At 61.6% G+C, this 26,964-nt stretch carries 21 protein-coding genes and 2 pseudogenes; 10 read left to right on the top strand and 13 right to left on the bottom strand.

Annotation, left to right across the window (positions count from 1 at the left end; all coding sequences use genetic code 11):
• Positions 1–133: 133 nt before the first annotated feature.
• The 6 genes from CKW07_RS02345 to CKW07_RS02320 all read right to left on the bottom strand — a co-directional run bounded on the left by CKW07_RS02345 (position 134) and on the right by CKW07_RS02320 (position 8,103).
• Positions 134–1,546, bottom strand: coding sequence for a cytosine permease (locus CKW07_RS02345; RefSeq protein WP_095143392.1), 1,413 nt, complete (start codon positions 1,544–1,546; stop codon positions 134–136).
• Positions 1,547–1,605: 59 nt separating this feature from the next.
• Positions 1,606–2,346 (bottom strand): TorF family putative porin, encoded by a 741-nt coding sequence (locus CKW07_RS02340; protein WP_095143391.1) that lies wholly within the window; start codon positions 2,344–2,346, stop codon positions 1,606–1,608.
• 114 nt (positions 2,347–2,460) lie between these two features.
• Positions 2,461–4,203: an amidohydrolase gene (locus CKW07_RS02335; RefSeq protein WP_095143390.1), complete on the bottom strand. Its 1,743-nt coding sequence runs from the start codon at positions 4,201–4,203 to the stop codon at positions 2,461–2,463.
• A 19-nt stretch (positions 4,204–4,222) separates the two neighbouring features.
• Positions 4,223–6,088 carry an amidohydrolase gene (locus CKW07_RS02330; RefSeq protein ID WP_176465255.1) on the bottom strand — a complete coding sequence of 622 codons (1,866 nt, stop codon included), beginning with the start codon at positions 6,086–6,088 and terminating at the stop codon, positions 4,223–4,225.
• Positions 6,089–6,551: 463 nt separating this feature from the next.
• A complete protein-coding gene (locus tag CKW07_RS02325; protein WP_095143389.1) occupies positions 6,552–7,547 on the bottom strand; it encodes a helix-turn-helix transcriptional regulator in 996 nt (331 codons plus the stop codon).
• A 205-nt stretch (positions 7,548–7,752) separates the two neighbouring features.
• Positions 7,753–8,103: a BON domain-containing protein gene (locus CKW07_RS02320; RefSeq protein WP_095143388.1), complete on the bottom strand. Its 351-nt coding sequence runs from the start codon at positions 8,101–8,103 to the stop codon at positions 7,753–7,755.
• 285 nt (positions 8,104–8,388) lie between these two features.
• Between CKW07_RS02320 and CKW07_RS02315 the strand changes: the two genes are divergently transcribed.
• Positions 8,389–8,793, top strand: coding sequence for a PaaI family thioesterase (locus tag CKW07_RS02315; protein ID WP_095143387.1), 405 nt, complete (start codon positions 8,389–8,391; stop codon positions 8,791–8,793).
• Between the two features lie 46 nt (positions 8,794–8,839).
• Complete coding sequence (locus CKW07_RS02310; protein WP_095143386.1) at positions 8,840–9,331, top strand: GFA family protein; 492 nt, start codon at positions 8,840–8,842, stop codon at positions 9,329–9,331.
• Between the two features lie 76 nt (positions 9,332–9,407).
• On the opposite strand, the gene CKW07_RS02305 is transcribed toward CKW07_RS02310, so the two are convergent.
• The gene (locus tag CKW07_RS02305) at positions 9,408–10,013 is read right to left on the bottom strand and encodes a tRNA-(ms[2]io[6]A)-hydroxylase (protein ID WP_095082378.1); all 606 of its coding nucleotides are present in this window, start codon (positions 10,011–10,013) and stop codon (positions 9,408–9,410) included.
• A gap of 225 nt (positions 10,014–10,238) precedes the next feature.
• Between CKW07_RS02305 and CKW07_RS02300 the strand changes: the two genes are divergently transcribed.
• Positions 10,239–11,105 (top strand): universal stress protein, encoded by an 867-nt coding sequence (locus tag CKW07_RS02300; protein ID WP_095143385.1) that lies wholly within the window; start codon positions 10,239–10,241, stop codon positions 11,103–11,105.
• A 78-nt stretch (positions 11,106–11,183) separates the two neighbouring features.
• On the opposite strand, the gene CKW07_RS02295 is transcribed toward CKW07_RS02300, so the two are convergent.
• On the bottom strand, positions 11,184–11,654 hold the full coding sequence (locus CKW07_RS02295; RefSeq protein ID WP_095143384.1) for a DUF1289 domain-containing protein: 471 nt from the start codon (positions 11,652–11,654) through the stop codon (positions 11,184–11,186).
• Positions 11,655–12,050: 396 nt separating this feature from the next.
• Here CKW07_RS02295 and acnB point away from each other — a divergent pair, with 396 nt between their 5' ends.
• Positions 12,051–14,651 carry a bifunctional aconitate hydratase 2/2-methylisocitrate dehydratase gene (gene acnB / locus CKW07_RS02290; protein ID WP_095143383.1) on the top strand — a complete coding sequence of 867 codons (2,601 nt, stop codon included), beginning with the start codon at positions 12,051–12,053 and terminating at the stop codon, positions 14,649–14,651.
• Between the two features lie 68 nt (positions 14,652–14,719).
• Here the strand turns inward: acnB and CKW07_RS02285 are convergent, their stop codons facing one another.
• Positions 14,720–16,378 carry a SulP family inorganic anion transporter gene (locus CKW07_RS02285; RefSeq protein ID WP_371850631.1) on the bottom strand — a complete coding sequence of 553 codons (1,659 nt, stop codon included), beginning with the start codon at positions 16,376–16,378 and terminating at the stop codon, positions 14,720–14,722.
• 190 nt (positions 16,379–16,568) lie between these two features.
• Positions 16,569–16,723 (bottom strand): annotated as a pseudogene (locus CKW07_RS02280) (IS5/IS1182 family transposase); the annotation flags it as partial.
• A 304-nt stretch (positions 16,724–17,027) separates the two neighbouring features.
• On the opposite strand from CKW07_RS02280, the gene CKW07_RS02275 reads away from it, so the two are divergent.
• Complete coding sequence (locus CKW07_RS02275) at positions 17,028–18,731, top strand: sulfatase-like hydrolase/transferase (protein WP_095143382.1); 1,704 nt, start codon at positions 17,028–17,030, stop codon at positions 18,729–18,731.
• Between the two features lie 44 nt (positions 18,732–18,775).
• Positions 18,776–18,904: pseudogene (locus CKW07_RS02270) on the top strand (transposase); the annotation flags it as partial.
• A 93-nt stretch (positions 18,905–18,997) separates the two neighbouring features.
• Here CKW07_RS02270 and CKW07_RS02265 read toward each other — a convergent pair.
• Positions 18,998–20,278, bottom strand: a complete 1,281-nt coding sequence (locus CKW07_RS02265) for an HAAAP family serine/threonine permease (protein ID WP_095143381.1) — start codon at positions 20,276–20,278, stop codon at positions 18,998–19,000.
• Between the two features lie 298 nt (positions 20,279–20,576).
• Here CKW07_RS02265 and CKW07_RS02260 point away from each other — a divergent pair, with 298 nt between their 5' ends.
• The 3 genes from CKW07_RS02260 to CKW07_RS02250 all read left to right on the top strand — a co-directional run bounded on the left by CKW07_RS02260 (position 20,577) and on the right by CKW07_RS02250 (position 23,569).
• Positions 20,577–21,542, top strand: a complete 966-nt coding sequence (locus tag CKW07_RS02260; RefSeq protein WP_095143380.1) for a 2-hydroxyacid dehydrogenase — start codon at positions 20,577–20,579, stop codon at positions 21,540–21,542.
• Positions 21,543–21,688: 146 nt separating this feature from the next.
• Positions 21,689–22,756, top strand: a complete 1,068-nt coding sequence (locus CKW07_RS02255; RefSeq protein ID WP_095143379.1) for a phosphotransferase family protein — start codon at positions 21,689–21,691, stop codon at positions 22,754–22,756.
• A 45-nt stretch (positions 22,757–22,801) separates the two neighbouring features.
• Positions 22,802–23,569, top strand: coding sequence for an SDR family oxidoreductase (locus CKW07_RS02250; RefSeq protein WP_095143378.1), 768 nt, complete (start codon positions 22,802–22,804; stop codon positions 23,567–23,569).
• A 179-nt stretch (positions 23,570–23,748) separates the two neighbouring features.
• On the opposite strand, the gene CKW07_RS02245 is transcribed toward CKW07_RS02250, so the two are convergent.
• Together CKW07_RS02245 and CKW07_RS02240 are read right to left on the bottom strand one after the other, a co-directional pair.
• Entirely contained in the window at positions 23,749–25,191 is a 1,443-nt protein-coding gene (locus CKW07_RS02245) for an FAD/NAD(P)-binding protein (protein ID WP_095143377.1), read from the bottom strand.
• 87 nt (positions 25,192–25,278) lie between these two features.
• Positions 25,279–25,842, bottom strand: a complete 564-nt coding sequence (locus CKW07_RS02240) for a helix-turn-helix domain-containing protein (RefSeq protein WP_095143602.1) — start codon at positions 25,840–25,842, stop codon at positions 25,279–25,281.
• On the opposite strand from CKW07_RS02240, the gene CKW07_RS02235 reads away from it, so the two are divergent.
• Positions 25,837–26,892, top strand: a complete 1,056-nt coding sequence (locus CKW07_RS02235) for a DMT family transporter (RefSeq protein ID WP_256577013.1) — start codon at positions 25,837–25,839, stop codon at positions 26,890–26,892. The two genes, CKW07_RS02240 and CKW07_RS02235, sit on opposite strands and share 6 nt — an antisense overlap.
• Positions 26,893–26,964: the final 72 nt, after the last annotated feature.

Raw genomic sequence — 26,964 nt, 5'->3', positions numbered from 1 at the left:
ACCAGCACCGGCCACCTACTCGATTTCCAAAGCCCGCCTTGTGCGGGCTTTTTCGTATCGACAGGCGCCAGGTCAACTGACTCGGGCTGGAAAACGCCCACCCGTCCGGGTGAGCGCTCTCTGGTCTATACACTCAAGCCTTGCTGCCTGGCTCGGGCAACGCGGCCATGGCGGACGAGCGGGCCAGCAGGTAATACAGCATACCCGGCACCACCAGCCCGACGATCCAGGAAATATCGACGCCACCCAGCTGCGCGACCATCGGTCCCGAGTAGAAATGGGTGTCGACAAACGGCAACTGGATCAACACACCGATCACATACGTCCCGATCCCCAACAGGTTCCAGCGGCCATAACGTCCCGCCGGATCGGACAATGCCGGGATGTCATAGCGCTCTTTGTTGATGAAGTAGTAATCCACCAGGTTGATCGCGCTCCAGGGAGTGAAGAAGGTCAGCAGGAACAGGATGAAATACTTGAACGAGGTGAGAAACGAGTACTGCCCCAGCAGTGCCAGCGTGGTGGATGCCGCGACAATCAGCAGCACGAATACCATGCGTTGCCCGGCGGTAATCTCCAGGCGACGGCGGAAGCCGCTGATGATGGTGGCCACGCACATGAAGCTGCCGTAGGCGTTGAGGGTGGACACCGTGACCTTGCCGAAGACCACGCTCAGGTACAACAAGGAGGCCATCACCCCGGTGCTGCCCAGGCCGACGATGGTCGCGACTTCATGCCCGCGAAAGTTGGCCCCGGCCAACGCCGCGGCAAATACCCCCAGCACCATCGACGCCTGGGCGCCCAGCACCGTGCCCAATCCGACGGCGGCGAAGGTTTTCCACGACGACGTCTTGCTCGGCAGGTAGCGCGAGTAGTCGGCCACGTAGGGACCAAAGGCGATCTGCCAGGATGCCGACAGGGACACCGCCAGCAGGAAGGTGCTCCAGCCAAAGTGGCGATTGTCCAGCAACAGGCCGATGTCGTTGAGGGTCATCAGGCGGGTGAACAGGTAAGCAAAGGCAATGATGCCCAGCACACTGGCCACCCGGCCAACCAGGTGAATGACCCGATAGCCGAAGATCGTCAGGAACGCGATACAGGCGGCAAAAATCAGGATGCCAGCACTGTCGCTGACACTGATCAACTGGGCGATGGCCTGCCCTGACAGCACCGCGCCAGTGGCGCTGAAACCGAGGTACATCAGGCACACCAGCACAATCGGGATGGCCGCGCCATAGACGCCGAACTGCACGCGGCTGGAGATCATCTGCGGCAACCCGAGCTTGGGCCCTTGCGCTGCGTGCAGCGCCACCACCGCGCCGCCCAGCAGTTGGCCGATCAGCAAGCCGATCAGCGACCAGAACACATCGCCACCCAGCACCACGGCCAGGGCCCCGGTGACGATGGCGGTGATCTGCAGGTTGGCGCCGAGCCACAGGGTGAACTGGCTGTAGAGACTGCCGTGACGCTCGGCCTCGGGGATGAAATCGATCGAGCGTGTCTCGATCAGTGAGCTGCGTTTGGGACTATCGATGACCTGGGTCATGGGGGTGTTTCCTTGGCGGAACCGAAAGCGGCTGTTGTTTTTGTTGTACGGGCATGAACTTAGAATGTTTTGCTGGCGCTGGCTACCACCGTGGCCTCGCACAGATCGTTGTAACCATACCAACTGGCGCATTCGCTTTTTGACAGGTCGGTGTCGACATAGCTCAGCCCCCAGGTCACGCCCACGAAGTCACGGGTCAGCTTGGCTTCCCACTCGTAGTAGGACTCGCGGTTATCACCGCTGGCGGTCCAGAACGCCGGGTCCTTCACGTCGTTGTGCCCCACGCGCAGGTCCAGGCCGAACTCGGCCGGCAAGGCGAGTGTGTAGCCCACGTAGGCGTACAGGGTGTCCTGGTCTTCACCAAAGTAGTTCGGGGTGTCGTTGGAGTAGTAGGCGCCGAGCTTGACCCCATACAGGTCAAGGACGGCGTAGACCTCGCTCAGGTTAAATTGGCTGTCCTTGGGGTAGTCGTACTTGATGTAGCCAAGGTCGAGACTGATGGCCTCGGTCGCCTGCCAGTAGTAGCCGGCGTAGTACTCGAGTTCCTGGCGCGTATTGTAGCCACCGCCAAAGTCCACGTTCGAGGTCCAGGCGCCGATGTACAGGCCACTGCTGTGCAGCAACGTGGCGCCCCCCTGAATCGCCGGGTCGCCCAGGGTCTGCGAAATACCACGGGTGCGATAGTCGCTGACGGCACCCAGGGTGACTTCGAGGCCGAAGTCGTCATTGAGGGTCAGGGCTTGTGCGGTCAGGGGGGCCAGTACCAGGCCGGCCAGGGCGAAGATTGAGCGAGCGTTCATGTAAAACCCTTATTGTTGTTTTTGAGTGTGCGGGTAAATTCAGGCAAGGCGCTGCCAGGCCCCTCGATGCGAGAGGAGCCAGGCAGTTGTTGCGTGCGACGGGTGAAGCGCTGGTCAGGACGCCGGGCCGTACACCTGTTTGCCGGCAAAGAAGGTGTTCAAGACCTTGGTTTCGAACAGGTCCTCGTTGCTGACCTTGAACACATCGCGGTCGAGGATGATCAGGTCAGCCTGCTTGCCAGGCGCCAGCGAGCCGATCTGCTTGTCCAAGCGCAGGGTCTTGGCGGCGTTGAGGGTGTAGGCCTGGAACATGGTCTGGCGGTCGACGCTTTCCTTGGCGTTCAACACACCCAGCGGCCCCTTGCGCGTGATGGCCTGGGCAATGGCGTTCCATGGGTTAGGGCTGGACACCGGCCAGTCACTGGCGCCGGCGATCATCGCCCCGGCGTGTTGCAGGGAATTGGCCGGGTACTGGTAACCGTAGGCAAAGGCGCTGATGTACGGCTTGACCAGTTCGACCGTGTAGCTCTCACCGGTGGCCCAGAGCAATTGCATGGAGGCAATCACCCCCAGTTGCTTGAAGCGCGGGAACTCCTTGGGGTTGACCAGTTGCAGGTGGCTGATGCTATGGGGCATCGGCTGCGGATTGAGCTTGCGCGCGTATTCGAAGCCATTGAGCGACTCACGCACGGCCCGGTCGCCGACCGCATGCATGTGCACGATCCAGTCACGCTTCTCCGCCGCCACCACCAGCTCACCGAAGTGCGCCGGGTCGATCAGCAGTTGCCCGTTCTTGTGGCTGTTCTTGAACGGCACGATGACCGCGGCCGTTTGCCCCGGGTATTCCAGGACACCGTCGGCAAACACCTTGATCCCGGGGAACGTCAGGTTGGGCACAACCTCGAACTTCTTCATCACCGTGGCCAGGACTTCCAGGTCTGCGGGCTTGCTCTTGGGGTTGGTCACCAGCAGCGCCGCGACGTGGGCCGTGAGTTCGCCCTTCTGCGCCAGCTCACGGTACAGCGGCAGTACGCCGACACTGTCCGGGGTGGCCTTGAAATCGAACAGCGAATCTTCGCTGCCGCCGTTCGAGGCCGCGTCCATCCAGGCGGTGACGCCATATTCATTGTTGATTTTCACCGCCTCGCGGGCAGCCTTGACCATGGTCGCTTCATCCGGCGCGGGAATACCGTTGCGTACCTTGTCCCAAAGCGACTCGGCAAAGTAGCCGTTAGGGGTGAAGTCCGCCTCGTGGCCCACATAGCCGCGTTCTCTTTCCGGCAGGCTCTTGACCAGTGCCGCGTCGATCTTCAGACGCTTGAGCATGGCATTGTTGGCCCAGCCGGTATGCCCGTCGATTCCGCTGAAAACGATCGGCTGGTCGGCCCAGCGGCCCTGGTTGAATACCTTCCCAAGCTCGCGGCTTTTTTCCCAGTAAGCCGAACTCGTCCCGGCAATACTGATCACGTCACCGGCACGGGCGCGGCCTGCCTTATCCTGCTCGATCAACCACTGCTCAAGCTCCGGCATCGGCTTGACTTCATCCAGCAGGTTGGCCCGCAGGCTGTCGAACGCGCCCACCACCGGGTGGCTATGGGTATCGATCATCCCGGGCATCAGCACCTTGCCCGCCAGATCGATACGCTGGGTACTGGCGTCGGCCAGGGCGTTGATTTCGGCATCGCTGCCGACCTTGAGAATCTTGCCATCCTGCACCGCTACCGCCTGGACCAACCCTTGTCCGGGTTCGGCGGTGAATACCTTGCCGTTGAACAGTACGAGATCGGCGGCGGCCATCGCCTGCACCGAGGATAAGGCCAATGCGGCGGCCAACAGGTTTGGAATAAATCTTTGCATCGGAACGCTCTCTAGTTTTCTATTGGGCGGATCGGGAAATCGAAGCCTGGGTCGACGCCGTCGGCGCAAGGCCGGTGAACGGTGCCTTGGCCCACACCGCCTTGCCGCCGACCAGGGTCAGCAGCACGCTGTTGCGAGCCAGTTCCTCTTCAGGTGCCTGCATGAAGTTCTTGTCCAGCACGATCAGGTCAGCGAACTTGCCGACCTCGAGCGAGCCGACGACGGCCTCCAGGCGCAGTTGCTCGGCGGCATTCAAGGTGATGGAGCGCAGCACTTCGGCCCGCGTCAATGCAGGGTCGTCATTGAGCCTGCCGGCGTATTTGGGGCCATAGCTGTGGGGGTTCAGCGGATCGCCCGAACGGGTTACGCCAATCTTCAACGCGAGGAATTCATCCAGCGGGTCAACCGGCCAGTCGCTGCCATAGGCCACCCGACCACCTGCGCGGCTGATGCTGCCCGAGGGCTCCATGCGGGCAAAACGCTCGGCGCCCAGGTGCTCGTTGGTGCCGTCGACCGTGGACGGTGCCTGCTGGGCCCACTGGAATGACATGTTGGCGGTCACGTCCAGCGCCTTGAAGCGCCCGTAATCGGCAGGGTCCACCGTCTCGGCATGGGTGATCGCCGGGCGGAACCCATTGCCGGGCAATTGGCGGCGCACGTATTCGATGCTATTGAGCGCGTCGCGCACCGCCCGCTCCCCAGTGGCGTGCAGATGCGGATCAAGGCCGGCCTGGACCGCCTGCAGCAGCAACGGATTGAGCACTTGCGCCGGGAAGTACAGTTCGCCGAGGTTTTTCCCGGGGGTCCACTGGGGCGCCTTATCGGTTCCGGCGTTGTGCAGGTAGGGGGTCAACAGAGCTCCGGTGTCGGCCGGGGCGTTGATGATGCCGTCCATGAACAGTTTGACGTGACGCATGTTCACCCCCGGCGCCACCTTGGCCTCGCCCTGGTCGAAGGTGCTGGCCAGCGCCTTGGCCTCGGCGATGGTCTTGGCCGGGTCCGCTGAGGCGGCGGCCGGGTCCAGCTTGATCGCCAGCAAGGCCCGGGCCGTCAACTCACCCGACTGTTGCAGGGCGCTGAAGGCCTTGGCGTTTTCCGGGCCCGACAGGGCGTCGAAGAAGCTGGTAATGCCCTGCTGACGCAGAGCATCCAGCGCGGCACGGGCCTGGTTCAGCTTCTCGGCGTCAGTGGCCGGCGGCACCACCGCGGCCATGGCCTCGGCCGCACCGTCCTCGCAGATGCCAGTCGGATTGCCGGCACTGTCGCGGGCGTACTTGCCGTCGCCCGGATTCACGGTGTCCTTGTTGATGCCGGCGAGCGCCAGGCCACGGGAGTTGGTCAATACGGTATGGAAGTCGGTGGAGCGGACCTGAATCGGGCGATCCGTCTTCAGCGCGTCCAGGGTCGACTTGTCGGCGTCGCCGTCGAGCCCCGTCATGCCCATGCGGTCCCAGCTGCCCACTTCGAGCCAGACATCGGGCCCTTTGTCCTTGTCGGCATCCAGGCACGCCTGAATGCTCGCCTGGAAGGCCGCCCGGGTCATCGTCTGGTATTTCAGGTCGCACAAGGTCATGGCGCGCCCGCCGTCACCCGGGTGCATGTGGGCGTCGATGAAGCCCGGCATCAGCATGCGCCCCGCCAGGTCCACCTGCCGTGTCTGCGTACCGATGTACGGGCCGAGCCCGGCATCGCTGCCCACATAGACGATCTTGCCGCCCGCGATGGCAATCGCCTGCTGCACGGAGTTGCGACCATCGACGGTGTAGACGTAACCGTTGCGCATGACCATATCTGCCGGTGCTGCGGCCTGCACCTGCCCCATCAGGGCCGTGCAGGAAAGCGCCGTTGTCGTGGTAATGGCGATAAACAGCCTGGACAATCTCAAATGCCTCACCCCTGTTCTTATAATTGTGGAAGTGGCCCTGACACGCTGCCGTGCAACCTGTGAGGTATGCAGGGCACACCCTATAGAACGCGGGAGCGGAAAGGACCTCCACAAATGAGGAGGGGCAAGAGCAGGCTTACGTCCACAAAGACAGGTCAGCACCCACCAATCAAGCCGCAGGGCATGTGTACGCTGCCTCTGTTCTTGATTGAACACTGTCTTCGTGGCGAGGGAGCAAGCTCGCGCTGGGGCGTGAAACGCCCCCAACAAGATGGTTGCGGTCTTTCAGGTAAACCCCGGTGACGGGTCTTGGGGCTGCCGGGCAGCCCAGCGCGAGCACGCTCGCTCGCCACGGGAACAGCGTTCACGCGTTACTGAGACCGGCACTTGGTGGGAGCGGTCCGGGTGGTGCTCCGCCCGCCTGCCGTGGAGGTCTATGATGATGAGGCTTGCCTGACGGGCGTCAGGAGTGAGAACGCAGCGCCGAACCCAGCTCGACCTTGCTCTTGACCCCCAGTTGCAGGTAGCAGTTACGCAGGTAGGTGCGCACGGTCGCGGGACTCAACGCAAGGATCTTGGCGATTTCCTTGTAGGAGTGGCCGGCGGCGAACAGCATGGCGGCGGTCCGCTCACGGGGCGCCAGCACCACCCCGCGGGCCTGTGCCTCAAGGGACAGGATCACGTGGTCGGCATTCGGGCTCAGTGTCAAGGCACTGCGCCCCAGGCGCATCACACAAGGTACTTTCTGCAGTTGCGCGATCACTTCCGCCGGCAGCACCGAACCGTTCCAGCCCGGTACCTCGCGCTGAATCGCTGCACACAATTGCGCCCCCACGTACAGCAGACTGCCGTCCATGCGCGCCACGCCGAAGTCCGTCGCCCCGTCGCCCGTGTCGGAACGGATCATGTCCTGCACCTGGAATCGCCACAATTGCAGCAAGTGATCGCAAAACGCCGCGAACAAGCCGGCCTCGCGCTCGTTGAACCCGGTGTCGTCCAGGCCACGGTACAGGCAAACGAAGAAATTCAGCCCGCTTTCGGGCAACTCGAACGTGACGCACATCAGGTAGAAGAGGTCGTATCGCCGGGCAAACTCATTGACCTCCTCGTCGGGGTCGTTGAAGCCGCTGTCACACACCACCTGCCCCGGCAGGTTCAAGGTGGTCCGGGCAAAACCATCTGCGCCTGCGACCTTGCTCCACTCGCCCACAAACGACTCGGGCAGATTGATTCGCCCATGCATCCAGCTTTGCGGGGAGGCGCTGGTCTCGGTCCCGGACATCTCGCCCCACCAGGCCGATGCAAAGGGCACCAGTTGCCTAAAGGCCTGCAGGCCCTCGGCAATGAAATGAGACCCGCCACGCTCACGTGCCAGGCTCGACAACTGAAGAACGCAACGATTGAACGCCTTGAGCGTTGCCATCGATATCTGTGTGCCGCCTACCTCACCCGCCACCATCGTTCCGACCCCGATTACTGCGTGACTTATCCTCCGGACGATGCCACAGGCGGTGCGATAGCGTCCAGCACGGTCGGGACTGGTCGCGGCCCAACCCTGTCCCGTCAGATCCGGACAGTGTGCCCGGCAAGGCTATCCAGCCAGCACGACCACGCGGCGCTCCCCAATCCCTGTCGGGAGCGCTGCGTTCACAAGGTTGACCGGGTCATTGATCGTCGATTTTTTTCGACGACTGCGTGCGGTCTTCGGCGCTTTCTTCAGCGTTTGGCGGTTCAGAGATGCCGCCGGGGGTGAACACATGGGTCAGCAGCTCTTTGGCATCGACCTCGCAGACGCCAGGCACTGAGCGGGCGATCGCCACGGCCTGTTCACATTGCTTGTGGGTATTGACCCGACCGCTCAATGCCACGGTACCCGCGTGGGTTTTGACATTGATGTGCAAGGCCAGGTTCGTGTCTGCAAAGGCCAGAGCTGATTTCACCCGGGTCGTTATCCACGCGTCGTGCACGGCCGCTCCCACGTCGTGGGAGTAATGCTGGAAGGAATGATTTTTCATGGCAGGTGCCTCTATCGTGTCATCAAGCGGACGGCTCATCCCACCGGCTGTGCCACCCGCTGCCGTTCAGGCGGGCACAAGGGATTCCCGATGCGTTGTGGCGCCACAGCCACACCGACACTGACTAATTATAGTGCGGCCTGCCCGCAGTCGGTGGCCTCCAGCAAGACCGTGACCGGGCCGGTGTATTCACCATCAGGCCTGCCGCTCATCACCTTCCCTTATCGGCAATGACATCCCCTCACGCCCGGCGCAAGGTGACCCCCTCAACCGGAGGGAATCGCCATGCTCGATACACTGAAACGGATCAACTCGACCTCAGCCTTCAACCGCTGGGGCGGCTTCGAGGTCACCCACGCCGCCAGCGGAGAGGCGGAACTGTCGATGACCTTTCGCGAGTCCGACATGGCGCAATATGCCGGGTTCCTGCATGCGGGGCTGATCGGCGCGCTACTGGATACCGCCTGCGGATTTGCGGCGGGAACGGTGGCCGGCAATGTATTGGCCTCGCACTTTTCAGTGAACTGCCTGGCACCGGCCGTTGGTGAAGTGTTCATTGCCCGGGCAACCGTGATCAAGGCCGGTAAAAAGCAGGTGTTCGCCCGCGCCGAGTTGTTCGCGCAGAACGGCGATCAACGGAAACTGGTGGCCACCGGCGATGCGATTCTGGTGCCGATCGAGGATCGCTGAAAGACTAGGCTTGCAGGGACAAACTCAAGATTGACGGGAGGTTTCCATGCAACTCGAAGGCTCCTGCCACTGCGGCGCGGTGTCGTTCAGTGTGACCAGCGCCCACCCCTACCCCTATCAACGGTGTTATTGCTCGATCTGCCGCAAGACCCAGGGCGGCGGCGGTTATGCGATCAACCTCGGGGGCGATGCCGCCAGCCTGAAAGTACGCGGTCGCAAGCACATCACGATTTACCATGCGCGGCTCAAGGACGACGGCGACCAACGCGCCCGTCGCAGCACCGCCGAGCGGCATTTCTGCGCGCTGTGCGGCTCGGGGTTGTGGCTGTTCAGTCCCGAATGGCCAGATTTGATCCATCCGTTTGCATCGGCCATCGACACCCCGCTGCCAATACCGCCGCAGCACACCCACTTGATGCTCGGATCCAGGGCTCCGTGGGTGGAAGTCGAGACGCATCCTAGCGACCGACAGTTCGACGTCTATCCAGAGGAGTCCATCGCCCAATGGCATCAGCGCCTGGGCTTGAGCCGAGCATGAGCACTACCCCGTGGCTCGCTCGCCACGGGTCATGTGAAATGCCCCCAAGGTGTTTGAGGGTCTTTCAGCCGGCCGGTCAGAGCGTTGGAACACCGCTGTGGAAGCGGAACTCGACGTCCGGGGACTCGATCAGTTCCTGCTCGGCGGCGCGTACCCTGTCGATCACCTGGGCGATGTCCTTGGCGTCGCCATACTGGTAGGCCAGTTTCAGGTAGCCCTGGAAATGCCGGGCCTCGCTTTTGAGCAGGCCGAAGTAGAACTTGCCCAGTTCTTCGTCCAGATGCGGCACCAGTGCTTCAAAGCGCTCGCAGCTGCGGGCCTCGATAAAGGCACCGACCACCAGGGTGTCCACCAGCTTTACCGGCTCATGACTGCGCACCACCTTGCGCAGGCCCGAGGCGTAGCGCCCTGCAGACAGCTGGCGCAGTTCGATCTTGCGCTTTTTCATCAGGCGCATGACTTGCTCGTGGTGCACCAGTTCTTCCCGGGCCAGGCGCGACATCAGGTTGATCAGGTCGACATGGGAGTGGTACTTGGCGATCAGGCTCAAGGCAGTGCTGGCCGCCTTGAACTCGCAATTCTTGTGGTCGATCAGCAAGGTTTCCTGATCAGCCAGTGCTGCCTGAACCCAGCCGTCCGGCGTGCGGCAACCCAGGAACTCGTGAATTTCAGGAAGGATCATTGGCTCGCTTCCGACAGTTCAACAGGCGCATTGGGCAGGACGGTGACGAATTCAGGGGTCAGTAACATGAGGCTCACGGGTAATAGGTTCAAAGCGAGGGCGCGATTATACCGGCCTGCCGGCAGACCACCAGTCGCTACACTTGATATGCATCAAGACCCCAGGCCACGACCAGCAACTATAGTTGAGCAACGAGGCCATTTTCATTCAGCGGAGAGTCTGACCATGCAAGCCATTCGCAGCATCCTGGTGGTGATCGAGCCACTGCCCGACGAAAGCCTGGCCCTCAAGCGCGCCAAACTGATCGCCGGAGTGACCCAGGCCCATCTGCATCTGCTGATTTGCGATAAAAAGCAGGAGCACTCGGCGCTGTTGACCGTGCTCAAGGCCAGCCTGCTCGACGAAGGCTACAGCGTCACCACCGAGCAGGCGTGGCACGACAGCCTGCACCAGACCATCATCGACGTGCAGCAAGCCGAAGGCTGTGGGCTGGTGGTCAAGCAGCACTTTGCCGACAACCCGCTGAAAAAATTCCTGCTGACCCCCGACGACTGGAAGCTGCTGCGCCAGTGCCCCAGCCCGGTGTTGCTGGTGAAAACCGCGAAGCCCTGGACCGGCGGCACCATTCTGGCGGCCATCGACGTCGGCAACAGCGACCCCGAACACCGGGTGTTGCACGCCAGCATCGTCGACCATGGTTTCGACATCGCCCACCTGGCCAAGGCCCAGTTGCACGTGATCACCGCCCACCCGTCGCCCATGCTGTCGGCCGCTGACCCGGTGTTCCAGCTCAAGGAGACCATCGAGGCGCGCTACCGCGAACAGTGCAAGGCGTTCCAGGCCGAGTTCGACATCGACAACGACCACCTGCACATCGAGGAAGGCCCGGCGGACGTCTTGATCCCCCACACTGCCCATAAACTGCAGGCCTCGGTCACGGTGATCGGCACCGTGGCGCGCAGCGGATTCTCCGGGGCCCTGATCGGCAATACCGCGGAAGTGGTGCTCGATGCCCTGGAAAGCGACGTGCTGGTGCTCAAGCCGCAGGAAATCATGGATCATCTGGAGGAGTTGGTGAGCGCCGGCAAGTAAGGCGCCGGCAAGACCGTTATCGCCGGATCGTCCCCCGCAGCCTGCTTGCGATGACGATCCGGCGATGTCATGGGCGGCTCAACCGCCGAAATTGTCCTTGAGAAACCCCGGCGCTATGTAGCGCTGGTAGTGCGCCTCGGACAGCAGGAAGAATTCCCGATCAATGGCATCGCGCAACTCCGGCAGGTTCCACTCGCGAAACTCCGGCAGCAGCACCATCCCGTAGGCTTCCAGGTTGTTGATCACCCGCGCGCCCCGGGCAATCAGCTGATAGGCCCAGCAATATTCCGATTGGTGGGGCACGAAGCGGATTTTTCGCGATTCCAGCTGTTCGCGCAGGCGCCAGGGGTCGAAAACTTCCAGTTTTGCGGCCATGACCTGCACCAGCAACTGCTCGAGACGCAGCCACACGGCGCGTTTTTCTTGCTCGTTGTAACCGTTCCAGTGAATCACTTCATGGTGGAAACGCTTGCAGCCACGGCACACCAAGTCCCCGTAAACAGTGGAGCAGAGGCCGATGCAGGGGGTCTTGATGGTCTGATTGGGCATAGGTAGGCAAAACGCGAAAAAGCAGAACAGGCCGGCATGTTAGCCCTTTGTCTAGCATTGATCACCCCTCACTAACTTACCTTTAATTTTTTTTTGCCGTAGAATCAGCCAGCCTTTTTAGGCGCCAATGTCCGTTAGAAGCTGTTTTCAAAGCGTCACGAGCACAGTCGTTCCTTCAGAGCGGTGTTGGCGAAAGGTTTTTCAGCGGTGAAAAACCTGACGCCAACCCTCATCAGCTCCCCGTTCTGCAGGCGTAAAACTTTGAAAGCAGCTTCTGTAAGGAATTGTCGGTAATTCTGGCTAAGTGGCCCACAACGCCATGCAGCGCATGAGTACGGCAATTTCGGGATGAGCGTCCCGGACACCCAATTGGGACCACTGATGAGGGTAATAACTGTGCTTGAAGCCTACCGCAAACATATCGAAGAGCGCGCAGCACTGGGTATCGTTCCCCAGCCGCTAAACGCCGAACAAACTGCAGGCCTGGTCGAGCTGCTGAAAAATCCCCCGGCTGGCGAAGAAGCCGTTCTGCTGGACCTGATCACCAATCGCGTTCCACCTGGCGTGGACGAAGCAGCCTATGTCAAGGCAGGCTTCCTGTCGGCATTGGCCAAAGGCCAAGCCACTTCCCCCCTGATCGACAAAAAACGCGCGGTTGAACTGCTTGGCACCATGCAAGGCGGCTACAACATCGTGACCTTGGTTGACCTGCTCGACGACGCCGAACTGGCCCCGGTCGCAGCGGCCCAACTCAAGCACACCCTGCTGATGTTCGATGCGTTCCACGACGTCGCGGAAAAAGCCAAGAACGGCAACGTTCACGCCAAAGGCGTCATGCAATCCTGGGCTGACGGCGAGTGGTTCAAGAACCGCCCTGTCCTGGCCGACAAGATCAGCCTGCGCGTGTTCAAGGTCACCGGCGAAACCAACACCGACGACCTGTCCCCTGCTCCAGATGCCTGGTCCCGTCCGGACATCCCGCTGCACGCCCTGGCCATGCTGAAAATGGCCCGTGAAGGCATCGAGCCTGACCAGCAAGGCGTCACCGGCCCGATGAAGCAGATCGAAGAAATGCGCAACGCCGGCTTCCCGATCGCCTACGTCGGTGACGTGGTCGGTACCGGTTCGTCGCGTAAATCGGCCACCAACTCGGTGCTGTGGTTCTTCGGCGACGACGTTCCTTACGTGCCGAACAAGCGTGCAGGCGGCTTCTGCTTCGGCAGCAAGATCGCTCCGATCTTCTACAACACCATGGAAGATGCTGGCGCACTGCCAATCGAATTCGACGTCACCAACATGAACATGGGCGACGTGATCGACCTGTACCCGCATGCTGGCAAAGTCTGCAAGCACGGCACCGACGAAGTCCTGACCACCTTCGAAATGAAGACCCCGGTCTTGTTGGACGAAGTGCGCGCTGGCGGCCGTATTCCGCTGATCATCGGCCGTGGCCTGACCGAGAAGGCACGTGCCGAACTGGGCCTGCCACCGTCGGACCTGTTCAAGAAGCCGGAAGCACCTGCCGAAAGCACCAAGGGCTTTACCCTGGCGCAGAAGATGGTCGGCAAGGCGTGCGGCGTGACTGGCGTTCGTCCAGGCACCTACTGCGAACCGAAGATGACCACCGTGGGTTCCCAGGACACCACCGGTCCAATGACCCGTGACGAACTGAAAGACCTGGCGTGCCTGGGCTTCTCGACCGATCTGGTGATGCAGTCCTTCTGCCACACCGCGGCTTACCCTAAGCCGATCGACGTGACCACCCACCACACCCTGCCTGACTTCATCATGACCCGTGGCGGCGTATCCCTGCGTCCGGGCGACGGCATCATCCACAGCTGGCTGAACCGCATGCTGCTGCCGGATACCGTCGGCACCGGTGGTGACTCCCACACCCGCTTCCCGATGGGTATTTCGTTCCCGGCCGGTTCCGGCCTGGTAGCGTTCGCCGCAGCCACTGGCGTTATGCCATTGGACATGCCGGAATCGATCCTGGTGCGCTTCAAAGGCGAAATGCAACCGGGCGTCACCCTGCGTGACCTGGTTCACGCCATTCCTTACTACGCGATCCAGGCTGGCCTGCTGACCGTAGAGAAGAAAGGCAAGAAGAACGCCTTCTCCGGCCGCATCCTGGAAATCGAAGGCCTGGACAACCTGAGCATCGAACAGGCTTTCGAGCTGTCCGACGCCTCGGCCGAACGTTCGGCTGCCGGTTGCACCATCAAGCTGTCGAAAGAGTCGATCACCGAGTACCTGAGCTCCAACATCACCCTGCTGCGCTGGATGATCGGCGAAGGCTACGGCGACGCTCGTACCCTGGAACGTCGTGCTCAAGCGATGGAAGCCTGGATTGCCAACCCTGAGCTGATGGTTGCCGATGCTGACGCCGAATACGCTGAAATCATCGAAATCGACCTGAACGAGATCAAGGAGCCAGTACTCTGCGCGCCGAACGATCCGGACGACGCCCGTCTGCTGTCCAGCGTTGCTGGCGAGAAGATCGACGAAGTGTTCATCGGTTCGTGCATGACCAACATCGGTCACTTCCGCGCTGCCGGTAAACTGCTGGATCAGGTCAAGGGTCAGCTGCCAACCCGTCTGTGGCTGTCGCCGCCGACCAAGATGGACGCTCACCAACTGACCGAAGAAGGCTACTACGGCATCTACGGCAAGGCTGGCGCGCGCATGGAAATGCCGGGCTGCTCGCTGTGCATGGGTAACCAGGCACGCGTAGAGCCGAACTCGACAGTCGTGTCGACGTCGACCCGTAACTTCCCGAACCGTCTGGGCGACGGCGCGAACGTCTACCTGGCTTCGGCTGAGCTGGCGTCCGTGGCTTCGATCCTGGGTCGCCTGCCGACCGTCGAGGAGTACATGGAATACGCTGGCAAGATCGACAGCATGGCGGCCGATGTCTACCGCTACCTGTCCTTCGACCAGATTGCCGAGTTCCGTGAAGCTGCTGCGAACGCCAACATCCCGGTCGTTCAAGCCTAAGCTGACAACGCAATAGAAAACGCCGCCCCTCTTGCAAGGGGCGGCGTTTTTTTATGCCTGGCTTTCTTTTACTGCGTCAGTGCCAACCCGACCGCACCGTCGACACTCCGGCCACTGAGGACCACCCCCAGGCGCTCCACCTCGGGTAACGCCAGCAACGCCGCTTTCGCGCGATGCTTGAGACGGGCCAGCACCAGTTGCTTGCCTTCGGCATGCACCCGCACAAAAAACTCCTGCAGGGCCTCGATGCTGGTGCCATCCAGATTGGGCGACTCCTCCAGACTGAGAATCACCGTATGAATCGGCATTTCCGAATGCCGGACCAAATGCAAGGCGCCACCGAGAATCCGCTCGACGTTGGCGAAAAACAGCGCCTCTCCCGGCCGCACAATCATCACCCCTGGCACCGCGCTGGCCGAGGGATGACGCTCCAGGTCGACGAAATCATGGCCGTCACCGGCACGCCCGAGCACCTGGATGTCCGCCACCGACAGTTGCTTGAGCATCAACAACACACTGATCGCCACCGAGACCAGCAAGCCATCCAGCACCCCCAGCGTCAGCACCGCCACCACGGCACAAACCACCAGCACACGGTCACGTTGCCAGACGAAGTAGCGCCCCAGGGGTTTCAGGCTCAGGCCACGACCCAGCGCATGCATGACGATGGCCGCCAGTACCGGCTCCGGGGTCAGGGCAATATAGGGCAGCACGGTCAGGACAATGACCAGCACCACCAACGCCGCCACACCGCCAGCCAGCCGCGAATTGGCGCCGGCGGCCTCGTTGGCGGAGGTTGCGGAATACCCCGCTCCCACGGGCATGCCGTGAAACAGCCCGGACATCAGGTTGGAGGCGCCCAGCGCCAGCAGGTCCCGATTGGAGGACACCCGGTCACCGTGCTTGAGGGCAAATGAGCTGATTGAACCGTAGGATTCCGCATACAGAATCATCACCATCGCAAAGCCCAGCTCCCCCAGGCGCAACCAGTCGGTAAAAGGCAACACCGGCAGACTCGGCAACTCCAGGCTCAGGTCGATGACGCCGATCAGCTTGATCCCATAGCTGGGCAAATTCAGCCACTGGCCGGCCGCGATGCCGATCATCACCACCAACAACCCGCCCGGCACCCTGGGAAACCGCGCGAATACCGCCAACAGCAACAGCGCCACACCGGCCACACCGGCTGCGGCCCAGTTCCACTGAGGCAACTGCCCCAGTAACTGCGGCAGAAAACGCACCAGATTGCCATCACTCAGGTGCACCCCCACCACACTGGCGAGTTGCTTGAGGATAATGGTCAGCGCCAGGCCAAAGGAGAACCCACGCAGCACCGGCTTGGCGATGAACGACGTCACGCGGCCCAGCTTGAACAGCCCGGCCAGCACAAACAGCACCCCGGTCACCAGGACCAAGGCGATTGCCAGGCTCGAACGCAGCTGCGGGTCACCGTTGGCCAGCGTAGAAGTGGCGGCCGCCAGCACTGCCGCTGACGAGGAAGTTGCCGCGACAATGGCAAACCGGCTGGTGCCGAACACGCCATAGCACAGCAAACCGGCGAACAGGGCGATCACCCCGGCCTGGGGCGCCAGCGCGGCGATGCTCGAATAGGCCACCGCCTCGGGCAGCAGCAGGCCGGCGATCGACAACCCGGCCAGTACATCCAGCCAGCGTTTGCGACCTTTGGCGGGGGTTTGTTTGGATGCAATTAGCGGATCAGTCGGCAATCAGGTCTCTCCAGAGCAGTGTTTCCAGGCCGACCCGATGATCGATGACGGCACAAAACCGACCTACGTCCACGGGGTTTTGCCAGCGCAAGCCTACCTGCCTGGAGCGCAACCGGTACTGAGCAACATCAATTGGACCTTGAACAACGCAGTGTAGCGGCCGCGTCATGCTGTCCCACCCAGAAATACCGCGCCGAACACCTTCGTAGCGAGGGAGCTTGGGATGCGCAGCAGCCCCAAAGCCGCTCCAGGGCACCACCTGTTCCATCTCGGCGAGGAAGCATTCGCGGCGGGTTTGCTTGCGCTGCCGGCGTGCTCGAAGTCGGAAAAGCTCATCTGGCTCATGGGCAGCGCGGTCAGGTGGTGAGCGCGTAGTTCATCACGTTTGGGGGACTTATTCGGAGAGTCCTTACAGACTGAACCGAATTTTTATTGAATTACCCTCCCTGAGTAACGAATTGTTGATGCTTTTTAACATCAGTTTATTGCTGTCAATGCCGTTATGGAGGCTGCCTTGCTCTTTGAAACGGTGATGCTATCGTGACATCGATACGGCAGTTTCGATCAGGAACGTCAACCCTCCATGTGCCTGGCACGGGCAGTCGAGCGCGACGGCGAAAGGAATTGCAGCCAGGCAGGAGAAGACAGGATGACGCGTTACCTGAAGGAACTGCTGATCTTTCTGTATGTATTAAAAAGCTATGATTACTATCTCGAACGCCTATTGTCGCTAGGCATGAGCGCTCCGGCGCTTGTGTATATAGGCTTATTCGGGGTTCTGCTGATTGCGTTACTTTTGACTGCGTATATACGCCAGTCATTGGTTCGCTACCTATTTGCGTTGTTGTTCTTTACGTCCGCCGTCTTTTTTGACGTCTATACTCGCGTGACTGCCGACTATTTGAGCTACAGCGCGTTTATATCGATGGTTTATTCGGGCGGCTTTATCCAGGAAGCCCTCTACCAGTACCACTCGACCATCCTGAGCGCACTTGCCAGCGGGCTGTTACTGCTGGTGGGAATCGCCCTCAAGCCGAAACGATCTTTACCACTGCCCGGGGCCGCACTTGTCGCAGCGCCAGTGCTTGGTGTCGTGCTGCTGTCAGGCATTCTCTTCCTGCGTAGCGGTGAAGGTGCCCGGGGGTTGCCGATCATGTATACGCCGTTGGCCTATTTGAGTCTGTTCGCCTACGAGACTGCCCATAATACCGTGGGCCCTCGTCAGGCGGTCAGCCTGAGGCGCAATACCGAACCGGTCAGCCACGATATCGTTCTGATCATCGATGAAAGCATTACCGGCAACTACCTGGACCTCAATACCGAGCATGGAGTACGCAGCAACCTCATGCAGTCGCACCCAGGCGTGGATATCTATAACTACGGCTATGCCGCCTCCATCGCCAATTGCAGCGCCGACACCAACATCACCTTGCGTTACGGCGGCACGCGCAGCGATTACCTGCGCATCAACTCGACCCTGCCTTCAATCTGGCAGTACGCGAAAAAGGCCGGGCTGGAGACGATCTACATCGATGCCCAGCGCACCGGTGGCAAATTGCAAAACCTGATGACCGAGACCGAGAAGCAGGACATCGACCGGTTCGTCCAGTTTGACACTGTCCGTGTACGCGACCGAGACATGGCGGCGGCGCAGCAATTGATCGAGCATCTCAATGATGGCAAGCCACAATTGATCGTCATCAATAAAATCGGCGCGCACTTCCCTGTAAATGACAAGTATCCTGACGACTTCATGGTCTACCGGCCGGCGCTGCCGCGTGGAAAGTACGACGATGTGGCCGATACCGGCAGCCGCGACGGCTTCAGCGGGCAGTTGGATGACTGGGCGCTGTACCGCAATGCCTACAAGAACACCTTGCGGTGGAATGTCGGTGAATTCTTTTCACGGGTCTTGGCCAAGGCAGACCTGAGCAATGCCGTGATGATCTACACCTCAGACCATGGCCAGGATCTGCATGAGCGCGGTAACCCGGGTTTGAACACTCACTGCGGGGGCGATCCGGTACCAGAGGAGGGGCTGGTGCCTCTGGTCGTCATCCAGGGGACCGGCCTCAAGACCCTCGACTGGCCGGCAGTGCTTGGGGCCAACAAAGACCGATCCAGTCAGTACAACATCTTCCCGACCTTGCTGCAGTTGATGGGATATGACGTGGCGGGCATCAAACCGGTATATGGCATTCCCCTCAGCCAGCCGACCCAGGATGACTTCACCTTCAACACGCGCTTCAACGCGCGCCTGGGCGAGAAGCCGCATTTCAAGCATATCGACCTCAGCGACGTGGTGACACCGATCGATTCCATCGCTCAGCCGGTGGTGCAGCAGTCCAAATGAGGGGCGTATGCCGGGCGAGTACTTGAGTCATGTTCGGCGGGTCGATGCACACGGGGCAGTTGGAAGGAATAAACAATCGAATCAAGGTCATCAAGCGGATGGCGTACGGTTACCGGGATAGCGAGTTCTTTTTCATGAAGATCAAGAGCGTCTTTCCCGGTAATCCGCGATGAACCAAAAAAAAGCCGCTGACGGTGTCGTCAGCGGCCATTCTTTCACTCAGGGTCGGGTTCGATACCGGCCTGGCCGGTCGAACCACCCGGCACTCAGGCTGCCAGCGAGTAAATCAACGCCGAAATGGCCACCAGGCCTACCGCCGTCACGAAGACGTTGGAGGCCTGGCCACGATAACGCGCCATGGCCGGAACCTTGCGGATCGCGTACATCGGCATCAGGAACAGAATCGCCGCGATGACCGGGCCACCCAGGGTTTCGATCATGCCCAGGATGCTCGGGTTCAGCGTGGCGACGATCCAGCACACCACCAGCATGAACGCAGCGGTCATGCGGTCCAGCGCCTTGGCACCCGGACGCTTGCCACTTTTCACGATCAAGCCTTTCAAGCCTTCGCTGGCACCGATGTAGTGGCCCAGGAACGACTTGGAAATGGCCACGAACGCAATCAACGGCGCGGCGAACGCGATGGTCGGGTTACTGAAGTGGTTGGCCAGGTACGACAGGATCGACAGGTTCTGCGCCTTGGCCTCGGCCAACTGCGCCGGCGACAGGGTCAGCACGCAGCTGAAGACGAAGAACAGCACCATCACCACCATCAGCAGGTGGGCACGGGACAGGATCTGCGAGCTGCGCTCTTCGGCGTTAGCACCGTAACGACGCTTCTGGTCTACCGCGAAGGCCGAGATGATCGGCGAGTGGTTGAACGAGAACACCATCACCGGAATCGCCAGCCACAGCGTGTGCAGCAGCGCCGACGGCTCGGGCAGCGTGGTCGCGGTGGCCAGGATGCCGCCGTTCCAGTGCGGAATCAGGAACACCGCCAGGAACAGCAAGGCCACGATGAACGGGTAGACCATCAGGCTCATGGCCTTGACGATCACCTGCTCGCCACAGCGCACCACCGCCAGCAGGCCGAGGATCAGCACGAACGACAGAACCGCCCGGGGTGGCGGCATGATGTGCAACTGGTGCTCAAGGAAGCTGCCCACGGTGTTGGTCAAGGCAACGCTGTAGATCAGCAGGATCGGAAAAATGGCGAAGAAATACAGCAAGGTGATCAGGGCGCCGGCCTTTATCCCGAAATGCTCCTCGACCACCTCGGTGATGTCCGCCCCTTCACGACCGGACAAGACGAAGCGGGTCAGGCCGCGGTGCGCGTAGTACGTCATCGGGAACGCCAGCAACGCCAGGATCAACAGCGGCCAGAAACCGCCAAGACCTGCGTTGATCGGCAAAAACAAGGTTCCCGCACCAATCGCCGTGCCAAACAGGCCCAGCATCCAGGTGGTGTCATGGCGATTCCAGCTAGTGAGGCTTGCTGGTGCCGCCGCTTCATAGCGTTCATCAACGCTATTGGCCTGATCATTCATCCGGTCGGATCTCCGCATTCCGGTCACTTGCCACTCGGTCAGGACGAGTCAGAAAAAGCTGACAGGCAGCGCCCCGGCCGAAACAGGGGCGCGATTGTCCGGGATTAATGAGCAGAAGCAAAGACTTAGCTGAGGAGCGGTGATGCGTATCAGCGCTTTTTTTCGCTGACGCGCGCCCATCAATGGCCTGAAGGTGCTGCCAGTCGCCGCCCCCATTGCCAAACGCCGGCCAATCGGCAATCTTTGAGCATCTTGCGAATTCGTGACGTGCCCTTTTCGACACCCTCAGGAGCTGAGCATGCCTGCCACCGTTCTGGTACTGGTTGAAACCATCAACGACTATCTGCCGATTCTCGAACACCAGGGCTTTCATCTCATCCTCGCCCCCACCCCCGACGAACGTGCCCAGGCCATCAGCAGCCACGGCGGGCACATCGACGCCGTACTCACTCGCGGGCCACTGGGCCTGCACGCCGAAGAAATCGCCGCCCTGCCCAACCTGAAGATCATCTGTGTGATCGGTGCCGGCTACGAGCATGTCGACCTGCAGGCAGCCAGCAACCGGGGCATCACTGTCACCAATGGCGCCGGGGTGAACGCCTCCTCGGTCGCCGACCACGCCATGGCCCTGTTGCTGGCCCTGGTGCGCGACATCCCGCGGGCCGATGCCGCGGTGCGGCGCGGCGAATGGCCGAAAATCATGCGCCCGTCCCTGGCAGGCAAACGCCTGGGCATTCTGGGGCTGGGAGCCGTGGGCATGGCCATCGCCAAACGTGCGGCCAACGGCTTCGACATGAGTGTGAGCTACCACAATCGCCAGGTACGCGGCGACGTGCCCTATGACTTCTGCACCACCCCCACGGAACTGGCGCGCGCCTCGGACTTTCTGCTCGTCTGCACCCCGGGCGGCCTGGGCACCGAGTACCTGATCAACAAACAGACGCTGGACGCACTGGGCCCCCATGGCTTTATCGTCAACATTGCCCGGGCCAGCGTGGTCGTCACCGCCGACCTGATCAGCGCGCTGGAACAACGCCGGATTGCCGGCGCCGCCCTCGACGTCTTCGACGCCGAACCCCAGGTACCGGATGCCCTGAAAACACTCGCCAACGTTATCCTCACCCCCCATGTCGCCGGCCTGTCGCCCGAAGCCACCCAGGCCACCGTGGAACTGGTGGGGCAGAACCTGCTGGCGTTTTTCTCCAATCGCCCGGTGCTGACGCCGGTGGCGTTGCCGGTTGCGGTACACCATGCCGCGCGTTGAACCCAAGGTTCAAACACCTGTATCAAACACACTGATTGACCGGCAACACGCTCACCTATAAAGGACCGCCGAGGTTGTGGGGGCCGGGTGTGCGCATTAGATTAGCCAATAGTCTCTGGCCTCCAGAATAAGCAGAAGGGATAAGCATGGCGCTGAATGACCAGTCCACCCGTATTCGCTCCGGCGAAGAACTCGATGCCAGCCTGATCGACCCGTACCTCAAGGCGCATATTCCAGGCCTGAGCGGTCTGCCACGGATCAGTCAGTTTCCCGGTGGCGCTTCGAACCTGACGTACTTGCTCGAGTACCCCGGCCAGGAGTTCGTGCTGCGCCGGCCGCCGTTTGGTCACAAGGCCAAGTCCGCCCACGACATGGGCCGTGAGTTCCGCATTCTCAACCAGCTCAAGGACGGTTTCCCCTACTGCCCCAAGGCCTACGTGCACTGCACCGACGAGTCAGTGATCGGCGCCGAGTTCTATGTGATGGAGCGGGTCAAGGGGATCATCCTGCGCTCCGAGCTACCGGCAGAACTGGGCCTGGACGCGACCAACACCCGGGCACTGTGCAAGAGCTTCATCGACAAACTGGTTGAACTGCACCGTGTCGACTACACGGCCTGCGGCCTGGCCGACCTGGGCAAGCCTGAAGGCTATGTCGCCCGGCAGATCAAGGGCTGGAGCGACCGTTATGAAAAAGCCCTGACCCCGGACGCGCCACAATGGCAAGCGGTCAAGGCCTGGCTCAACGACAAAATGCCCGCCGACCACCCGACGTCGAGCATCGTCCACAACGACTACCGCTTCGACAATGTGATCCTGGATCCGGACAACCCGATGCAGATCATCGGCGTGCTGGACTGGGAACTGACCACCCTGGGCGATCCGTTGATGGACCTGGGCAACACCCTCGCCTACTGGATCGAAGCCGCGGACCCGGCACCGGTGCAACTGATGCGCCGCCAGCCCAGCCATGCGCCGGGCATGCTGACCCGTCGTGAGTTCGTCGACTACTACGCCGAACGTTCGGGCATTCGGATCGACAACTTCGACTTCTACTACACCTACGGGCTGTTCCGCCTGGCCGGTATCGTGCAGCAGATCTACTACCGCTTCTTCCATGGCCAGACCCAGGACAAACGCTTCGCACAGTTCATTCACATGAACAAACTGCTGGAGCAGATGAGCCTGCAGGTCATTTCGAAATCCAGCCTCTGATCACGGTTCCTATTGCCCCCCAGCGGCCCACAACAAGGAAAAACCATGTCCAAGACTCAGTTGTTCGACCTCGACGGCAAAATCGCTTTCGTCTCCGGCGCCAGCCGTGGCATCGGTGAGGCCATCGCCAAACTGCTGGCCCAGCAAGGTGCCCACGTGATCGTCTCGAGCCGCAAGCTCGACGGCTGCCAGCACGTGGCCGACGCGATCATCAAGGACGGCGGCAAAGCCACCGCCATCGCGTGCCACATCGGTGAAATGGAGCAGATCAGCCAGGTCTTCGCCGGTATTCGCGAACAGTTCGGGCGCCTGGATATCCTGGTCAATAACGCCGCGACCAACCCGCAGTTCTGCAATGTGCTGGACACCGACCTCGGCGCCTTCCAGAAAACCGTGGACGTGAACATTCGCGGCTACTTCTTCATGTCGGTGGAAGCCGGCAAGCTGATGCGCGAGAACGGTGGCGGCAGCATCATCAACGTGGCGTCGATCAACGGCGTCTCTCCGGGGATCTTCCAGGGCATCTACTCGGTGACCAAGGCCGCCGTGATCAACATGACCAAGGTCTTCGCCAAGGAATGCGCGCAGTTCGGCATCCGCTGCAACGCCCTGCTGCCTGGCCTGACCGACACCAAGTTCGCCTCGGCCCTGGTCAAGAACGACGCGATCCTCAACACCGCACTGCAGCAGATCCCCCTCAAGCGCGTGGCCGCGCCCAGCGAAATGGCCGGCGCCGTGCTGTACCTGGCCAGCGATGCGTCCAGCTACACCACCGGGATCTCGCTGAATGTGGACGGTGGCTTCCTGTCCTGATCCAAACCGTTTTCTGTGGGCTCTGCCTACATTGCCCTGTAGGAGCGAGCGTCGCTCGCGAGGGTTGCCAACGATAACGCGTGCTGCCTGATACCCCACGTCGCGCTCACGGTCATCGCGAGCAAGCTCGCTCCTACATGGGCGCCGCCTGCATTGCCCGGTGAAGGTTGAGACGGTATCTACAAGGATTGCGGCCCGCTGACCAACCGCAGCGCCAGCGCCTTGGCCTGGCTCGCCACGTCGGTGACGGCGGTACTTTCCCACCACATGCCCCGCAAGGGCGGGCCCATGGCGAACAACCGCCGGGGGGCCTGCCCTTGGGCGTCGAGCACGGCACCGTCCGCCTGCGCGGCAATCCCCAAGGCCAACGGCCCAGGCTGAACCAGGCCACGGGCCAACAACTGCTGCGGCAAGGCCCGGGCGACCCGGCGCCAGTCGTACTCGATACCGCTGGAGTTGATCAGGGCATCGCCACCGACCAGGGTCGTCCCCGCCTCCCCGCGACGGCGAATACGGATATTGACACGGCCATCGGTCGAGGGCGCCAGGCCCTTGAATGAGGCCGCCTGGATCCGCAACCGCCCCTCGGCATGCAATCGGGCCACCAACTCGGCACTCAAGGGCGGCGAACGGTGATGGTGACTTTCCCACCAGGGGCGCACATGGCGCACGAACTGACGGCGCTGCACATCCGTGGCCTGACTCCAGAGCCGTCCGATATGAGCCCTGACGGTGTCCAGCGGTGCCTGCCAGTCGATCCCTTCGACTGCCGCCGCGCGGCATTGGCGACGCAGTTCATGCATCAGTTGCCGTGGGCTGCCAATGCCGGGGTCCAGCGCCAGAAAATCCACCCACGCCGGTGGCTGACGCCGCACATGGGGCAGCAGGCCGTGGCGGGAGAACACGTCGATCGGCCCGCGATGCCCGGCCTGCTCCAGCGACACCACGGCATCGACCATGGTCAGGCCGGAGCCGATGATCATTACCCTGGCGAGCGGATCGAGTTGCGCCATCGCCGCCACGTCCCAAGGATCCAGCGCCGCCGCATTCAGGCCGCTGGATTCGGTCTGCGGGGTCCTGGCCGCCGGGAACATGCCGGTGGCCAGAACCGCCACCGCGCCCCGCAACCGGGTGCCGTCATTCAATGTCAGCAGCGCCCCCTGCTCGTCGATCTGCAGGTCGACCCCTTCGGCGCGCACATGCTCGACACTCGCCCCCTGAGCCGCCCCCTGCACTCGCGCCTCAGCCAGGCGTTGCTGCGCATACAGGCCGAACAGGCCCCGGGGCGGGAACAGTTCGGCAACCGGCACCGTCTGCTCGCTCGATTGTGGCCAGCCGCCGCCGGCAATGAAGGCCGTCAACCATTGCGTCAAGTCGTCGGCATTGTCCGGATCGACGCTCATGCGCGCGGCATTGCCATTGAGCGTGTGCCCCAGTTCGACCGCGCTATAGGCCTCACCGCGCCCCAGTTCGGCGCGTGGTTCGACCACCAGTACCTGGCGCTGGCCGGGCAACCGCATCAACTGGGCGGCGAGCAACGCCCCGCTCAAGCCACCGCCGACGATCAGGATGTCGGCACTGCGAACCGCCTGCTGTGCTTGCCCGAGGGGAACTTCACTCATGGGTCTTCGGCGCCTTATAGAGAGTAAATTATTTTAAAATCATGGCTTTATAAAAACTTTGTAGAAAATGGATTAACCAGGATTCGTTCAGATCACCACGTTACGCACGAACCTCACGGCTACATCACCGTCATTGCGATAGGCGTGGGTGCGGTTACTGGCGAAACTGACGAAATCGCCGGTTGCCAGCCTGCGCTCTTCATCGCCCAGCACCAGGGTCAGGCAGCCTTCGAACACATACACCTGCTCGCTCCAGCCGTCGGCATCGGCGTCCGATAGGTACAGCTCGCCCGGTTCCAGGCGCCACTCCCAGAGCTCCACTTCACGGCACGCAGCGGCCTTGGCCAGCAACACGGCCTTGCTGCCGGGGATAACGCCCGCCCATGCCACTTCATTGATGCGGCTCGGATCCCGGGCATCGGGGGCGGAAATCAAGTCACTGAAGGCCACGTCCAGCGCTTCGGCCACCCGGTCGAGGGTGGTCAGGCTGACGTTTTTCTCACCCGCCTCGATGGCCACCAGCATCCGCCGGCTGACCCCGGACTTTTCCGCCAGTGCGGTCTGGCTCAGTTCGGCGGCATGGCGCAGACGCCGGACATTCTGGCTGACGTGTTGCAGGACGGAAGCCCGTTGGCCGTTTTCTTTGTGCACTATATTGCTCACTTGAGGGTGTTGCGCAGTATACTGCCCAACTTCTGGCGCATTGTGCGTCCCACTCAGGTAGCGCGCAAGGCCATGACGTCAGCGAACTCTTCCACACCCACTTCCAGCTTGTTTCGGCTGAGCAAGGCCGAATGTGTACTGGTGCTGATCACCATGATCTGGGAGGGCACCTTCCTGCTGGTGCAGCACGCCATGACCGTCAGCGGCCCGATGTTCTTCGTCGGCCTGCGCTTTGCCGCCGCCGCCGGCATCGTCGCCCTGTTCTCCTGGCGCAACCTGGGCCAGTTGACCTGGTTCGAGTTCAAGGCCGGCGCCTTCATCGGCGTGGCGATCATGCTGGGCTATGGCCTGCAGACCTACGGCTTGCAAACCATCCTGAGCAGCCAGTCGGCGTTTATCACCGCGTTGTACGTACCGTTCGTGCCGTTGTTGCAATGGCTGGTACTCGGGCGCCGTCCGGGCTTGATGCCGAGCATTGGCATCATGTTGGCCTTCGCCGGGCTGATGCTGCTCTCGGGCCCCGCGGGGGCCACGTTGAACTTCAGTGCCGGTGAGATCGCCACCCTGATCAGTGCGGTAGCGATCGCCGCGGAAATCATCCTGATCAGCAGCTACGCCGGCAGGGTCGATGTGCGACGGGTCACGGTGGTGCAACTGGCCGTCACCTCGGTGCTGGCGTTCCTGATGATTGCACCGACCCGGGAAGCGCTTCCGTCGTTTTCCTGGCTCCTGCTGGCCAGCGCCCTGGGCCTGGGTGCCGCCAGTGCCGCAATTCAGGTGGCGATGAACTGGGCGCAGAAAAGTGTATCCCCCACCCGTGCGACGCTGATCTATGCCGGCGAGCCGGTCTGGGCCGGGATTGCCGGGCGCCTGGCGGGTGAGCGGTTGCCGGGGCTGGCGCTGTTCGGCGCGGCATTGATTGTCGCGGCGGTGATCGTCAGTGAGCTGAAAACCAAAGGTAAGGCTGTCGTGCCTGAAGCAGAGCGGGAACAGGACCCACAAGATCGAGGCGTGAACGCTGCGTCGCCTGAACAATAGCCATCGCGAGCAGACTCGCTTGTATGGTTGAGGGAAAGCCCTCAACCATAGAATCTCCCACAGGGTCCGGAG

Source organism: Pseudomonas sp. Irchel s3b6 (assembly GCF_900187415.1).
Lineage (GTDB): Bacteria > Pseudomonadota > Gammaproteobacteria > Pseudomonadales > Pseudomonadaceae > Aquipseudomonas.
The sequence above is the reverse complement of the archived record's forward strand: the minus strand, read 5'-3'. Positions and strand labels throughout refer to the sequence as shown.